This is a genomic window from Nocardiopsis sp. NPDC050513 (assembly GCF_044457925.1).
In the GTDB taxonomy this organism is placed as follows: domain Bacteria; phylum Actinomycetota; class Actinomycetes; order Streptosporangiales; family Streptosporangiaceae; genus Nocardiopsis.
On the sequence record NZ_JBITHK010000010.1, the window covers coordinates 62358 to 77566 of the forward strand.

General features: G+C 73.7%; 8 protein-coding genes. 5 read left to right on the forward strand and 3 right to left on the reverse strand.

The window, feature by feature from the left end; genetic code table 11:
- Nucleotides 1–19 precede the first annotated feature (19 nt).
- On the forward strand, nt 20–1096 hold the full coding sequence (locus ACIBFB_RS18865) for a pyridoxal phosphate-dependent aminotransferase (protein WP_397231760.1): 1077 nt from the start codon (nt 20–22) through the stop codon (nt 1094–1096).
- Between the two features lie 169 nt (nt 1097–1265).
- Here ACIBFB_RS18865 and ACIBFB_RS18870 read toward each other — a convergent pair whose 3' ends face one another.
- Nucleotides 1266–1925: an O-methyltransferase gene (locus tag ACIBFB_RS18870; protein WP_397231762.1), complete on the reverse strand. Its 660-nt coding sequence runs from the start codon at nt 1923–1925 to the stop codon at nt 1266–1268.
- A 247-nt stretch (nt 1926–2172) separates the two neighbouring features.
- Here ACIBFB_RS18870 and ACIBFB_RS18875 point away from each other — a divergent pair, with 247 nt between their 5' ends.
- The 3 genes from ACIBFB_RS18875 (at nt 2173) to ACIBFB_RS18885 (ending at nt 11353) form a co-directional block, all read left to right on the forward strand.
- Nucleotides 2173–2982: a class I SAM-dependent methyltransferase gene (locus tag ACIBFB_RS18875; protein WP_397231764.1), complete on the forward strand. Its 810-nt coding sequence runs from the start codon at nt 2173–2175 to the stop codon at nt 2980–2982.
- Between the two features lie 218 nt (nt 2983–3200).
- Nucleotides 3201–10460 carry an SDR family NAD(P)-dependent oxidoreductase gene (locus ACIBFB_RS18880; protein WP_397231766.1) on the forward strand — a complete coding sequence of 2420 codons (7260 nt, stop codon included), beginning with the start codon at nt 3201–3203 and terminating at the stop codon, nt 10458–10460.
- 86 nt (nt 10461–10546) lie between these two features.
- The gene (locus ACIBFB_RS18885; protein WP_397231768.1) at nt 10547–11353 is read left to right on the forward strand and encodes an SDR family oxidoreductase; all 807 of its coding nucleotides are present in this window, start codon (nt 10547–10549) and stop codon (nt 11351–11353) included.
- Between the two features lie 27 nt (nt 11354–11380).
- On the opposite strand, the gene ACIBFB_RS18890 is transcribed toward ACIBFB_RS18885, so the two are convergent.
- The gene (locus tag ACIBFB_RS18890) at nt 11381–12088 is read right to left on the reverse strand and encodes a thioesterase II family protein (protein ID WP_397231770.1); all 708 of its coding nucleotides are present in this window, start codon (nt 12086–12088) and stop codon (nt 11381–11383) included.
- 222 nt (nt 12089–12310) lie between these two features.
- On the reverse strand, nt 12311–13558 hold the full coding sequence (locus tag ACIBFB_RS18895) for an NAD(P)/FAD-dependent oxidoreductase (protein ID WP_397231772.1): 1248 nt from the start codon (nt 13556–13558) through the stop codon (nt 12311–12313).
- 250 nt (nt 13559–13808) lie between these two features.
- Between ACIBFB_RS18895 and ACIBFB_RS18900 the strand changes: the two genes are divergently transcribed.
- Nucleotides 13809–15182 (forward strand): MFS transporter, encoded by a 1374-nt coding sequence (locus ACIBFB_RS18900; protein WP_397231774.1) that lies wholly within the window; start codon nt 13809–13811, stop codon nt 15180–15182.
- Nucleotides 15183–15209: the final 27 nt, after the last annotated feature.

The window sequence follows — 15209 nt, forward strand, 5'->3', positions numbered from 1 at the left end:
CCAGACGGCAGGAGACCTGATGCGCACCAGGACACCGACCGCCCACCCCGTCACCGACAGCGCTCTGCCCGCCCCGCTCCTGCTGCACCGGAGCGAGAACCCCTGGGGTGCGAGCCCCAGAGCGGTGGAAGCGGCACGTGCTGAGCTGCTTCGCGTTCACCGCTATCCCGATCCGCGGTACACCGCGCTCGTCGACGCCCTCTCCACCCACCACCGCGTCACCGCCGACAGGGTCGCCGTCGGCAACGGGGTGGACGAGATCATCATGATGCTCGCGCTCGCGCTGCGCGGCACCGGCCGCGCGGTGGTCACCGAGGCCACCTACCAGGGCTACCCGAAGAGCCTGGAGGCGGTGGGCCTGCGTGTCACACACGTCCCCCTCGACCGCCACCGCGTGGACCCCGCGGCGCTCGTGGAGGAGATGCGCAAGGGCGCGGCCCTGGTCTTCGTCTGCAACCCGCACAACCCCACCGGGTCCCTCCTGGACGCCGACGCCGTGCGGAGCCTGTGCGAGGCGGCTCGCGCCACCGGATCGCACCTCGTCTTCGACGAGGCGTACGCGGAGTACGCCGACGACTCCTTCACCTCGGCGCTCCCGTGGGCGCGGGAGGGCGGCGCGGTCAGTGTGCTGCGGACGTTCTCCAAGGCGTACGGCCTCGCCTCCCTGCGCGTGGGCGCGCTGATCGGCGGCCCCGACGTCGTCTCCCGCGTCGGGACCGTGCAGGACGCCATGCCGTACCACGTGAACCGACTCGCGCAGGCGGCGGCCCGCGCGGCTCTGGAGGACCAGGAGTTCCTGGAGCTGACCAGGGTCTCCACCGCCACGGCGCGCACGACCCTGTGCAGCGGCCTGGACCGGCTCGGCGTCACCTACCTGCCCTCGCAGACCAACTTCGTCACGGCGCACCTGCCCGGGAGCGCTCCCGCCGTCACCCGGCGGCTGCTCGCCGACGGCATCCACGTGCGTGACGCCGCGGACATGGGCATGCCCGGATGGATGCGGATCTCCGTCGGCACCCCCTCCGAGGTCCTCACCCTCGTGCGCCGCCTCGAAGCCGCCCTGGCCCCCGCCGCCGGCCAGCGCACACCCCGCTGACCGCGGCGCGCGACGCGGACGGCACGCCTTCGGGGCGCCCCGTTGTTCCCGGGGCGCCCCGTCGTCCTCGAAGCGCGAAGCAGGTGAGCCGGATCAGCACGGGGCCACACGCGCGCCGGTCGGCTCGCGTGTGGCCGGGTTCTCCTGCGAATCGGCGCGGACGCCGCGCCTACTTCTTCCGGGCCAGGTTCAGGCCGTCGCCGATCGGAATCAGGACCTGCTCCACCCGGTCGTCGTCACGGACACGGGTGTTGAACGCGCGGATGCCTCGCACGTTGGCGGCGTTCTCCGCGGGGTCGACGACCTGTCCGTGGTGGAGGGTGTTGTCGGCGAGCAGCAACCCGCCGGGACGCATCCGCGGAACCAGCTCGTCCCAGTAGTCGACGTAGTCTTCCTTCTCGGCGTCGATGAAAGCGAGGTCGAACCGCGGCTCAGCCGGCAGCGCACGCAGCGTGTCCAGCGCCGGTCCGAGTTCGAGTGTGATCGTGTCGTCCAGTCCGGCACGCTTCCAGTACCGCTGGGCGACCGCGGTCCACTCCTCGCTGATGTCGCACGCCAGCAGCGCTCCGCCGGGCCGCAGGCCGCGGGCCAGGCAGATGGCCGAGTAGCCGGTGAAGCTGCCGATCTCCACCGCCTGCTCCGCCCCCGCGATCTGGGCGAGGAGAGTCATGAACCGCCCCTGCTCGGGGCCGATCTGCATGAATTCGTCTTCGGGAAAGAGCCGCTGGGTTTCGGACGCGAGGTCGCGCAGGACCTCGTCCGGCGCGGTGCTGTGCGCCGCCACGTACTCCTGCAGCTCCGGGATGAGGGCTTCCGTTGTCCGTGTCACATATTCCAGGCTAGGGATTCCCGGGTCTGTGAGAAATCCGTGTGCCGCCCCGTGGCACGGAACGACGAGTACGCCCGGACGTGCCGCCCACCGGCACGCGCCCTTTCCGAACCGCTTTCCTCCGCGCTGCGATGGGACCTCGCCCCAGGACTGGATTTCCGTTCTGGTCGACACGGACGAAGACACTCGATTCCCGACCCACTGGCCGACGTGTATGAAATACGAGTGAATGATGAAATCTGAGTACATGCTGCCGAATGAGTCTCCGGAGACGCAGGCGCGGTTCACCGGGTTCGAGGCCACCTATGACGCATGGTCGAAGGCCCGGTTGGCGGATGTGGGTGTGACCGAGGGGTGGAACTGCCTGGAGGTGGGGGGCGGCAGCGGCTCGGTCGCCCGCTGGCTCGCCCGGCGTGTGGGGATGGGCGGCCAGGTGGTGGTCACCGACCTCGACGTCCGCTTCCTGAGCGGCATCGAGAGCCGCAACCTGCGCGTTCGCGAGCACGACATCGTCCGCGACGAGCTCGAGGCCGACACCTTCGACCTGGTCCACGCGCGACTGGTGCTGATGCACCTGCGCGAGCGGGAGCAGGTGATCGCCCGGCTGGTACGGGCCCTGCGCCCGGGCGGCTGGCTGGTCCTCGAGGACTGCGACATGGCGTACACGGCGGTCCTGGACAGCGCCACCGCGGACGCCCAGGCGCTGACCGACAAGGTGGTGCGGGCCGGAACCGCGGCGCTGCGCGAAGGCGGGTTCGACCCCGGTTGGGGCAGACGGCAGTACACGGCGCTGCGCCGCCGTGGACTGGTCGACGTCGCGGCCGCGGGCTACGTCGTCGCCTGCGGCGCCGACTCGCCCGGCACGGAGCTGTTCCGGGCCTCCTACCGGCTGCTCGGGGACCGGATGATCGACACGGGCCTGATCACGGGTGAGGAGCTCGACGCCTGGTTCGCGGCGACGGCCGACCCCTCCTACACGTGGTTCTCTCCGCTGCTGGTCTCCACCCGGGGCAGGCGCCCCTCCACTCCCGTGCCGCCCGACGGCACGGAGGGGTGACATGTACGCGTTCCAGACCATCTCCTAACGACAGTCCGGTCGGCGGAGCGAGCGGCCGGGCGCACCGGCGTGCGCGCCGGGACCGCGGAGCGGCTCGCCGACCCGCTGTCGCCCGGGAACGACGCCGCTTCCGGGTCCGTCGGCCCAGGCGTTGTCCCCGCCCCGGCCGAGCCAGCGATGGGAGCCCTCTCATGACCGCATCGAGAGAAGAGGCAGGCATGTCCGCGACACACCGCGCCGATCTGATCCGCCCGTTGCCCGAACTGCTGCGCGAGCACGCGGCGCTGCGCGGAAGCAAGGTCGCGTACTCCGACGCGCGGCGGGCCGTGACCTACTCGGAACTGGAACGGCGTACGGCCCGGCTCGGCGGCCATCTGGTCGCGCTGGGCCTGCCCCGGGGCGCGCGGGTGGTGATCCTGCTGGGCAACCGTGTGGAGATGGTGGAGAGCTACCTCGGCGTCCACCGCGGCGGCTGCGTCGGTGTGCCGATCAACCCGCACTCCTCCGACGCGGAGCTGCGGCACGTGCTCGCCGACAGCGACGCCCAGGCGGTGATCACCGACTCCGCGCACGCCGACCAGGTGCGCGCGGTGCTGCCCGCCGGACCGCAACGCCTCGTCGTCGTCGGCGGCGCCCCGGACGCGGTGTCGTACGAGGAGCTGGCCGCCAGCGAGCCGACCGTCCCGGCGCGCGACGACCTCGGTCTGGACGAGCCGGCCTACCTGCTCTACACCTCGGGAACGACGGGCCGTCCCAAGGGCGTGCTGGTCCGGCTGCGCGCCGTGTTGTGGAACGCCGCCTCCTGCTACGCCCCGATCATCGAACTGTCCCCGGCGGACACGGTGCTGTGGCCGCTGCCGCTGTTCCACGCCTTCGGCTACAACCTGTGCGTGATGGGCGTGACCGCGGTCGGCGCCACGGCGCACCTGGTCACGGGCTACTCCCCGGCCGAGGTGCTCCGCGAACTGCGCTCCCGGCCCTACACCTTCCTGGTCGGCGTGCCGACGGTGTACCACAACCTGCTCCGTGCCGCCGAGACGGAAGAACTCACGCTGCCCGCGCTGCGCGTGTGCTTCGTCGCGGGCGCGGTCACCTCGGCCGCGTTCGCCGAGTCGTTCGAGGCCGCCTTCGGCATCCAGCTCACCGACAACTACGGCTGCTCCGAGATGAGCGGGCCGGTCGCCACCATGCGGCCGGGCGGTGAGCGGGTGCCCGGTTCGTGCGGTCTGCCGCTGCCCGGACTGGGCCTGCGCGTGGTCGACCCGGACACCGGTGTCGAGGTGCCGACCGGCGCGGAGGGCGAGATCTGGGTCAGCGGCCCGAGCGTGATGCTGGGGTACCACAACCAGCCGGAGGCCACCGCGGAGGTGCTCCGCGACGGCTGGTACCGCACCGGCGACCTCGCCCGCCGCAACGCCGACGGCTACCTCTTCATCACCGGACGGCGCGACGACGTGATCATCCGGGGCGGGGAGAACGTGCATCCCAGCGAGATCGAGGCCGTGCTCGCCCGGGTGCCCGGTGTACGCGACGCCGCCGTGACGGGACGGGCGGACGAGGAGCTCGGCCAGGTCCCGGTGGCGGTGGTGGTGCCGGAACCCGAGGGCGTCGACTGCGCGGAGCTGTTCGCGCGGTGCCGCAGGGACCTCGCCTACTTCAAGGTGCCGGTGGAGGTCCGCGCCGTGGCCGCTCTGCCGAGGACGGCGACGGGCAAGGTCGCGCGCGAGCCGCTGGCCGGGCTGCCCGGCCGGCTGCTCGCGGTCGCCGGCTCCCACGGCGGCCCGCACCTGGTGGGAGCCGACGGTGAGCCGGTCCCGTTCCCGGGCGCCGAACCGCCCGCCGGGGCCAGTCCGCTCGCCGGCCTCGACGTGGCCCTGGCGGGGGATGACGGGGAACTCGCCGACCTGCTCGTCCGCCACCTCGTGGCCGGTCACGGGGTCCGGCGTGCGGAGCCGTCCGGCACCGGGCACGACGTCACCGTCACGGTCGCCGGCTCCACCGTGACGATCGCCGTCGCCGGGTCCGCGCCCACCACCCTGGTGCTGGTGGAGGGGTTGGCCGACCACCGGATCCGCGACGCCGTGGACGTCGCGCTGAGCCGACCGGGCGACACGCTGGTCGCGGGCGTGCGGCCGGTGTCGGTCACCGAGGCGGACCGGCTGCCGACCAGGGTGGATCTGGCCGGGATCTCCGGGACCGACCTCGGCAGGAGGCTGGTCGACCTCGTCCTGGGCCAGGTCGCCGAGGTGCTGGGCGGCACGGGCGGCGTCGAGTCGGACCGGGCCCTGCGCGAGTACGGGCTCACCTCGGCGGACGCGGTCCGGCTGCGCAACCGGATCGCCGCCGCCACGGGGCTGCGCCTGCCCACGACGCTCGCGTTCGACCACCCCTCGGTGCGCGCGATCGCCGGGTACCTGCAAGGCGAGCTCGCCGGTGCGCCCGAGGAGACCGGTGCGCCCGAGCCGCGGGCCGCGGCAGCCGTGCCGCCCGGCACCGACGACGATCCCGTGGTGATCGTGGGCATCGGCTGCCGCTACCCCGGCGGGGTCACCTCTCCCGAGGAGCTGTGGCGGCTGGTGGCCGACGGGGTCGACGCCGCCTCCGAGTTCCCCGACGACCGGGGCTGGGACCTCGACCGGTTGTCCGACCCCGACCGCGACCGCAGCGGCACCTCCCACACCCGGTGGGGCGGGTTCGTCCGCGACGTGGCCGGCTTCGACCCCGAGTTCTTCGGGATCTCGCCGCGTGAGGCGCTGGCGATGGACCCGCAGCACCGGTTGCTGCTGGAGACCTCGTGGGAGGCGCTGGAGCGGGCGGGCGTCGACCCGACGTCCCTGCGCGGTGCGCGGGTCGGGGTGTACGCGGGGCTGATGAACCAGGACTACGTCACCGACCCGGACCGTGTGCCCCGTGAGCTGGAGGGCTACATCGGCACGGCCACGGCCGGGAGCGTCGCCGCCGGGCGGATCGCCTACGCGCTGGGGCTGCGCGGACCGGCGATCGTCGTGGACACCGGCTGCTCCTCGTCACTGGTGACCATCGACCTCGCCGTGCAGTCGATCCGCCGGGGCGAGTGCGATCTCGCGCTGGCCGGCGGCGTGACCGTCATGGCGACGCCGCAGAGGTTCGTGGAGTTCAGCAGGCAGCGCGCGCTGGCCGAGGACGGTCGGTGCAAGGCGTTCTCCGCGGCGGCGGACGGCACCGGTTGGGGAGAGGGCGTCGGGATGGTGGTGCTGGAACGCCTGTCCAGCGCCCGCCGCGCCGGACACCCGGTGCTGGCCGTGGTCAGGGGTTCCGCGGTGAACCAGGACGGCGCCTCCAACGGCCTGACGGCGCCGAGCGGGACGGCACAGCAGCAGGTGATCCGGCTCGCCCTGCGCGACGCCGGTCTGACCCCCCGCGACGTGGACGCGGTCGAGGCACACGGCACCGGCACCCGGCTCGGCGACCCGATCGAGGCCGGTGCGCTCCTGGCCGCCTACGGTCGGGACCGCGACACCCCGCTCTGGCTGGGCTCGCTGAAGTCCAACATCGGGCACACCCAGGCCGCGGCCGGTGTCGGCGGCGTGATCAAGATGGTCCAGGCGATGCTGCACCGCACCCTGCCGAAGACCCTGCACGTGGACGAGCCTTCGCCGCACGTCGACTGGGCGGCGGGAGACGTCCGGCTGCTCACCGAGACCATGCCGTGGCCGCGACGGCACCGGCCGCCGCGCGCGGCCGTCTCCTCCTTCGGGATCAGCGGCACCAACGCGCACCTGATCCTGGAGGCGCCACCGGAGGAACCGGCGCCAGCGCCCGCCGCCGAACCGTCCGCCGTCGCGTGGACGCTGTCCGGGAAGTCTCCCGAGCGGCTGCGGGACTGGGCGGCCCGGCTGCTCCCGGTGGCCGGGGACGCCGCCCCGGTGGACCTCGCGCACGCGCTCACGGCGTCCCGTGGCCGCTTCGCCCACCGCGCCGTCGTCGTCGGCGGCGACCGCGAGGAGTTGCTCGCCGGGATACGGGCCCTCGCCGAGGGCGGGTCCGCGCGCAACGTCGTCTCGGGAGCGTCGGGCGTCGACGGGAAGGTGGCGTTCGTCTTCCCCGGACACGGCTCGCAGTGGGTGGGCATGGCGGCCGGGCTGATGGGGGAACGGGTCTTCGCCGCATCCATCGACGCCTGCGAGCGGGCGCTCAAACCCCACGTGGACTGGTCGCTCACCGAGGTGCTGGCCGGCGGCGCCGACCGGCTCGAACGGATCGACGTCCTGCAGCCCGTGCTGTTCTCGGTGATGGTGTCGCTGGCCGCCCTGTGGCGTTCCCGCGGCGTCGAACCGGACGCGGTGCTCGGCCACTCTCTGGGTGAGCTGGCCGCCGCGTACGTCGCGGGCGCGTTGTCCCTGGAGGAGGCCGCCCGTGTCGTCGCGGTGCGCGGCCAGGTCATCGCCGAACTCGGCGCCGGCTCCAGCATGGTGTCGGTGACCGCGTCGCGCGCACAGCTGGACTGGCTGCTGGAGCGCTGGCCGGACCGGCTCTGGATCGCCGCGCTCAACGGTCCGTCCACCACCGCGGTCGCCGGTGACGACCAGGCGATCGACGGGCTGCTCGCCGAGTGCGCGCTGGACGGCGTGCACGCCCGCCGCATCCGCATCGGCTACGCCTCGCACTGCCCGCAGGTGGAGGCACTGCGCGACGAGCTGCTGACCAGGCTGGGGGAGGTGCGCACCGCCGCGCCCTCGGTGCCGATGTACTCCACCGTGGACCTGGACTGGGTCGGGGCCTCCACGCTGACCGGCGCGTACTGGTACCGCAACCTCAGGCAGCCGGTGCGGTTCCAGCCGGCCGTCGAGCACCTCGTCGACCAGGGTTTCGGGGTCTTCGTGGAGTCCAGCTCGCACCCGGTGCTGACCTCCGCGGTCGAGCGGACGCTGGAGGAGAGCGGCACGACCGGGGTCGTGACCGGAACCCTGCGCCGCGACGACGGCGGCCTCGCCCGTTTCCTGATGTCCGCCGCGCGGCTGTACACGCGGGGGATGGACGGGGTGAACCTCGCCACCGGCACTGGACGGCCGGTGCCCCTGCCGACCACACCGTTCCAGCGGCGGCGGTTCTGGCTCACGGCCACCGCCCCGCCCGGGGCGGGCACGGGCCACCCGCTGCTCGGGACGATGGTCGAATCCGCGCGCAGCGGTGAGATCGTGGCCTCCAGCCGTGTCTCGCCGGTCGAGCAGCCGTGGCTGGCCGACCACGCGGTGAACGGTACCTGCATCCTGCCCGGCACCGCTCTGCTGGACCTCGCGCTGCGCGCCGCGCACGGCTCCGGTGGCACCGGACTCGATGAGCTGGTCGTCGAGGCGCCCCTGGTGCTGTCCCGGCACGGCACGGCGGAGCTCCAGGTCGTGGCGGACCCGGACCGGCGCACGGTCGAGGTGTTCAGCCGACCGGCACAGCCCGGCGGCCAGTGGCGACGCCACGCCCAGGGCGCGTTCCACGACACACGCGACGAGCCGTCCGCCGGGGAACTGCCCCCGGCCGACGCCGAGGAGGTCGACTTCGACTACGCGTCGCTGGCCGAGCGCGGCTACGAGTACGGCCCGGCGTTCAGGGCCGTACGCGGGCTGTGGCGCCGGGGCGGGGAACTGTTCGCGGAGCTGCGTCTGCCCGAGGAGGCGCCCGGCGGGTTCGCGGGCCCCGGGCTGCACCCCGTGCTCGGTGACGCCGCCCTGCACGCCGTCGCCCTGACCGAGCCGCTGCCGGACGGCCGCGTCGCGTTGCCGTTCGTGTGGCGTGACGTGTGGGTCGGCGACTGCCGTGCCACCCGCGCGTACGCCCATCTGAGGCCCGCCGGCCGGGACGAGTTCACCGTGACCGTCGCCACCGCCGAACGCGAACCGCTCTTCCGGGCGACACTGGGGACACGTACGGTGGCCCTGCGCGAGCTGGCGAGCGCGCTGCCGACGGATTCGGTGTACCGGACGCGGTGGACCGAACTCACCGGCCCGGTGGGTGCGCCCGCACCGAGGTGGGCGCTGTTGGGCGCCGACCGTCTCGGCGCGACCGCCGACCTGGTCGATCCCGCCGACGCCGACGCGGTCGTGTGCACCCCGGCGCCCGACGACGTCCGGGAGGCGACGCTGGAGACGCTGTCCCACGTCCAGCACTGGCTGGCGGCGGACCACCCGGCCGACGTCCCACTCGTCGTGCTGACCCGCAGCGACGACCTGGCCCACGCCGCGGCGCGCGGCCTGGTCCGGTCGGCGCAGTCCGAGCACCCCGGACGGTTCCTCCTGGTCGAGACGGACGGGGACCCCGGGTCCTCGGCACGGCTGGCCGACGCGGTGGCCGCCGGACGGCCGCACGTGCGGATCGGCGCGGGACGGCTCCAGGCGCCGGAACTGGCGCGTGCCGCACCGGGACGGAACGCCCGACCGGACCTCGGCGGCGGCACCGTGCTGATCACCGGCGGCACCGGCACGCTCGGTTCGCTGCTGGCGCGGCACCTGGTGACCGAGTACGGGGTCCGCAGCCTCCTGCTCACCAGTCGCCGCGGTGCGCGCGACGCCGACCCGCTCATCACGGAGCTGAGGGGGTTGGGCGCCGAGGTCGCCGTCGCCGCCTGCGACGTCGCCGACCGGGACGGCCTCGCCGACGCGCTCGGCCTCGTGCCCGCCCGGTATCCGCTGGTCGCGGTCGTGCACGCGGCCGGGGTGATCGCGGACGGTGTGGTGACCGGGTTGACCGCCGACCAGGTGGAGCGGGTGATGCGCCCCAAGGTCGAGGGCGTGCTGAACCTGCACGAGCTGACCAGGGACGCCGGGCTGGCCGCCTTCGTGCTGTTCTCCTCGGTGGCCGGGGTGCTGGGCAGTCCGGGGCAGGGGAACTACGCGGCGGCGAACGCGTTCCTGGACGCGTTCGCCGAGCGCCGCCGGGCCGAGGGGCTGCCGGCGCAGTCCCTGGTGTGGAGCGGGTGGGAGGAGACCTCCGGCATGACGGAGACGCTGCGCGCCCGCGACCGGGACGGCGCCCTCCCGGACGCGACCCTGCCCATGCCCACCGCGTTCGCGCTGGCCCTGTTCGACGCGGCGCTGCGGCAGGACGACACGGTGCTCACCCTCGCCAGGTTCGACGTCGCCAAGCTGCGCACCCGCGGGGCGCCCGCGCTGCTGCGCGGTCTCGTGCCCGCCGGACCGGCCGCCTCCGCACCGGCCGTCCGGCTGCGCGACCTGGCTCCGGCCGAACGGGCCGAACGGCTGCTGGCCGAGGTGCGCGCGGCCGCCGCCGAGCTGCTCGGCCACGAGGACGCCGAGGCCCTGCCGCCGGAACGGAACCTGCACGAGTCCGGGCTGGACTCGCTGACCGCGGTGGAACTGCGCAACCGGCTCAGCGCTCTGACCGGACTGCGGCTGCCCGCCACGCTCGTGCTCGACCACCCCGTGCCGCAGGCCCTGGCCGACCACCTCTGCCAGGCGTTGGCGGCCCCGGTGGAGGCGGGCGGCTGACCCGCGCCGACGCGGCCCCGTCACCGGCGCCGCGTCGGCGCGCTCCCGGTGCGGTCCCGCACACCCACTCGCTCATGGAGGTTGTGATGTCCCCAGACACGACGGACCTGGCCGGGCTGCGCGTCCTGGTCACCGGGTCGGCGGGCGGGCTCGGCCGGGCCATCGCCGAGGCGCTGCACGCGGCGGGCGCGCACCTGGTTCTGACCACGCGGGACGCCGACTCGCTGCCCAGGGCGGCCGCCGGTCTCGACGGGGACGCCGAGGTCGTCACGGCCGTCGCCGACGTCACCGACGACGCCGAGGTGGCCGAGGCCGTCGGTCTGGCCACCGAGCGGCTCGGCGGGATCGACGTGCTGGTCAACAACGCCGGTGTCCCCGGTCCGGCCGGACCGGCCTGGGAGAACGACCCGGCCGAGTGGTGGCACGCCATGGAGGTCAACCTGGGCGGGGCTCTGGCGGCCTGCCGGGCGGTGCTTCCGGGCATGATCGAGCGCGGCCGGGGACGGGTCGTGACGATCTCCAGCCACGCGGGGCACACCCGCTGGCCGTACGTCAGCGCGTACTCGGTGTCCAAGGCCGCGGCGAACAATCTGACCGAGAACATCGCCATCGAACTGCTGCCGCACGGGATCACCGCGTTCAGCTACCACCCGGGGCTGGTGGACGTCGGTCTCGCGGCGGCCGGGGCCGCCACGCGCGGCAGCGACGACCCATGGGGCCGCCGCGTCGACTCGTGGCTCGTCGCGCAGCGCGAGGCCGGCCGGTACACACCGGTCTCCGAGGCGCTCGCCAACCTGCTGCGGCTGGTCCGGGGCGAGGCCGACGCGCTCACCGGCCGCTACCTGACCTACGAGGACGACCTCGCGGGGCTCGTCGCGGCGCGGCGCGGTTGACCCCGGCCGGACCCCTGGGCCGCACGGTCAGGGAGTCGGCCGCAGGGCCGTCCGCAGGACGCGGGCGACCGTCTCCGCGTTCTCCGGTGCGAGCAGGGCGAAGTGGCCTCCCTCCAGCAGCTCGACACGGCATCCGCCGGTGGTGTGGTCGGCCCAGGACGACAGACGGCCGGACGGGACCAGGCGGTCGGAGCGCCCGCCGAGGACCTGCACCGGCACGGTCACCCGGACCGCGCCGAAGTCCGCCGCCGCCTCCCGGCCCAGCCGCAGGTCCGCGTCCAACACGTCCAGGAGGCGCCGCCGCATCCGGTGGTCCCGCACCACACGGGCGGCGGTCCCCTCCCCCGCCTCGACCACCCGGAGCAGGTCCTCGGCCGTGCGCGCCTCCTGGACGCCCCCGGGGACCTGCCCGCTCACCACCAGCGCCCGGCAGGTAGGGCCCACGAGTGCGGCGACCCGGGCGGCGAGCAGAGCGCCGAGGCTGTGTCCCACGACCACGGTGGGCAGCGGCGCCAGGCCGCTGATCTCGGTGCGGAAGCCGTCGAGCACGTCGGCGAGCGTGCAGCCGATCGGCTCGTCGTAGCGGCGTTCGCGTCCGGGCAGGCAGAGCCCGAGGACGTCGACGTCACCGGGTACCGAGGTGAGCGCGCCGAGCAGGGAGCCGGGTCCGGCGCCGGAGTGGGGAAGCACCAGCAGCCTGGAGCGGGTCGGCCCTTCCGTCCGGCGGCGCAGCACGGACCACCACTGGGGCCTGGTACGGGATGTGGCGGGCAGTCGGATCCCTCCCCGGGTCGGTTCCTGGTCTTCTCCGTGACCTCTGGGCCCCAGGGTGCGCCAGCCCGCCCGCGCCGCGCCCGCGCCCGTGCCGCACCGCGGCACGGGGAGACGTCACGTGGACGCGCGACGTCCTCCGCGGGCGGAGGCGCCCCGGGGAGGTCCCCCGCGGGATCGCCCTGGTCAGCGGCCCGCCGCTCCCACGGCCCCGGTTTCCGCCGCGGCGGTTCCGGCCGCGGAGGCCGCATGCCGCTTCGCGGTGCGACGGGCCACCCGGCGCAGCAGGGAGAAGTTACTGTCGGCCGTACGCGTGCTTCCGCACAACCCCCCGTATGCGCCCGCGACGATGAACTCCTTGTACCGCGCGGCGACGCGCCCCTTGAGCACGAGTGACCGGGGGCGGTCGTCGGCGGTGACGAACTGGATGAGCCCGTCACGGCGTCCCAGGCTCACGCACAGGTTCAGGTAGCCGAAGGCGGTCCTGCTCGGCTCGCGTCCGGCGACGCGGTCGAGGATGACCTCCGCTGCCGTCCACCCCATGGGCAGGCCCGTGGCGCAGGACATCCGCATGACCCCACCCCCCGGATCCGATCCGTGCGCGACGTCCCCCACCACGTACACGTCCGGGTGGGAGACCGAGCGCTGTGTGATGTCCACCAGAGCACGACCGTCGTCGGCGACGGTGAGTCCCGCCTCCCGAGCCAGCGGGGAGACGGAGAAGCCGACGGTCCAGGCCACGAGGTCGGCGGTCACGCGCGCACCGTCCACCAGACGGACACCCGTGGCGTCCACCTCGGCTACGTCGATGTTCTCGCGGACCGTCACACCCAGGCGGTCGAGCACGCGCAGGACGTGGGCGCGCCCCCTCTCGCTGGTTCCGGGGGCGACCCGACCCCGGGTGAGCAGGTCGACGCGGATGCCGGGGTGGCTCTCGGCGATCTCGGCGGCCAGTTCGACACCGGTGTGCCCGCCTCCGACCACGGCGAGGCGGCCGGGCCGGTCGGCGGTGATCCGAGCGGCGATGGCGCGGGCACCGTCGAGCGTGGCGCAGGTGAGCGCGTGCTCGGAGGCTCCGGGAACGGTGCTGCGGCCTTCCGAGCTGCCCAGGGCGTGGACGAGGGTGTCATAGGTGAGGGTGCGGACCTCGCCCTCCACGCGCACCGAGACCCGACGGGCCTCCGGGTCGATACCCTCGACCCACCCGACGACCAGGTCGATGTCCGTGCCCTCCAGCGGCTCCGACAGCGGGTGCGTGCCCACGTCCCGCCCGGCGGCCACCTCGTGCAGGCGAACCCGCTCGACGAAGTCGGAGCTGGCGTTGACCAGGGTGACGCGCACGTCCAGCGCGCGTGTCCGCGCGTCGTGGGCGATCTTGCGCGCCGCCGCGAGCCCGGCGTAGCCCGCGCCGAGAACCAGGATCTCGTGTGTCATGGGGTCTCCCATCCGTGCGTTGACCTTCACCCGCATGACGGGGCGGCGACCGCCGGACGTGACATCGCGGTGGGAGATCCACGTCACCTCCGAGGACGCCCCTGACCCCGCCTCCTGTGACACACGTCGCGGAATCGGGGCCCGAAATGCTCCGTTTGCCCAGATCATGAGACAAAAGTTCCACATGGTGTCCATCGGGGCTAGGATCCCGCCAGATCACCACCACTGCGACGCGGAGGAAGAGGACACGATGACGGACGTCGACGCGCGTGCGCCGGAGCCGGTCCGGCCGAGCGCCGCACCGGAGGACCCTCCGACCAACTCCCGGGGCAGGGTCCTCACGGCCAGCCTCGTGGGGACGTCCATCGAGTTCTACGACTTCTACATCTACGCGACCGCCGCCGTCCTGGTCTTCCCCGCGCTGTTCTTCCCCGAGGGCGACATGATGGCCGCCCGGCTGCAGTCCCTGGCCACGTTCGCGATCGCGTTCGTCGCGCGCCCCATCGGCTCGTGGGTGTTCGGCCACTTCGGTGACCGCGTCGGCCGCAAGGCCACCCTCGTCGCCTCGCTGCTGACCATGGGCGTGGCGACCGTCGCCATCGGCGTGCTGCCCACGTACGCGCAGGCGGGCGTGGTCGCGCCGCTGCTGCTGGCCGTGTGCCGGTTCGGCCAGGGGCTGGGCCTGGGCGGCGAGTGGGGCGGGGCCGCCCTGCTCGCCACCGAGAACGCGCCCCGCGCCAAGCGGGCCTTCTACGGCTCCTTCCCGCAACTGGGCGCGCCGATCGGCTTCTTCCTGGCCAACGGCGTGTTCCTGACCATCACCGGGACCATGAGCGACGAGGCGTTCATGGCCTGGGGCTGGCGCCTGCCGTTCCTGCTGTCGACGGTCCTGATCGTCGTCGGACTGTGGGTGCGCCTGACGCTGCACGAGACCCCGGCCTTCGCCAAGGTGGTCGCCGCGGGCGAGCGGGTCAAGACGCCGATGCTCGAGGTGTTCCGCGGCAACTGGCCTGCGGTCGTCCTGGGCACGCTCATCATGGTCGCCACCTACGTGCTCTTCTACCTCATGACCGTGTTCTCCCTGGGCTTCGGCACCGACCCGGAGAACGGCCTGGGCTACGAGCGATCCCAGTTCCTGGTGTTCCTGCTGGTCGGCGTGGTGTTCTTCGCGATCTTCACCCCGATCGCCGGGATCATCGCCGACCGGTTCGGACGGCGCCCCACGCTCATCACCGTGACCGCGGCGATCATCGTCTTCGGCTTCCTGATGGGCCCGCTCATGGGCAGCGGCGGCACGGTCGGCGTGATGGCCTTCCTCATCATCGGCCTGTCCCTCATGGGGCTGACCTTCGGACCCATGGCCGCCCAGCTCCCGGAGCTGTTCCCGACCAACGTCCGCTACACCGGCGCGTCGGTCGCCTACAACCTGGCCGGTCTGCTCGGCGCCTCGTTCGCCCCCTACATCGCCACGTGGCTGGCCAGCACGTTCGGTCTGAACTGGGTGGGCGGCTACCTGGTGCTCGTCGGCGCGCTCACCCTGACGGCCCTGCTGATCAGCCGGGAGACCAAGGACGACTCCCTGGACGAGATCCCCGCCGGTGTGACCGGCCGCGCCCGCCGCTGAACCGCGCCCCGGTCCGTCCGCCGCTCC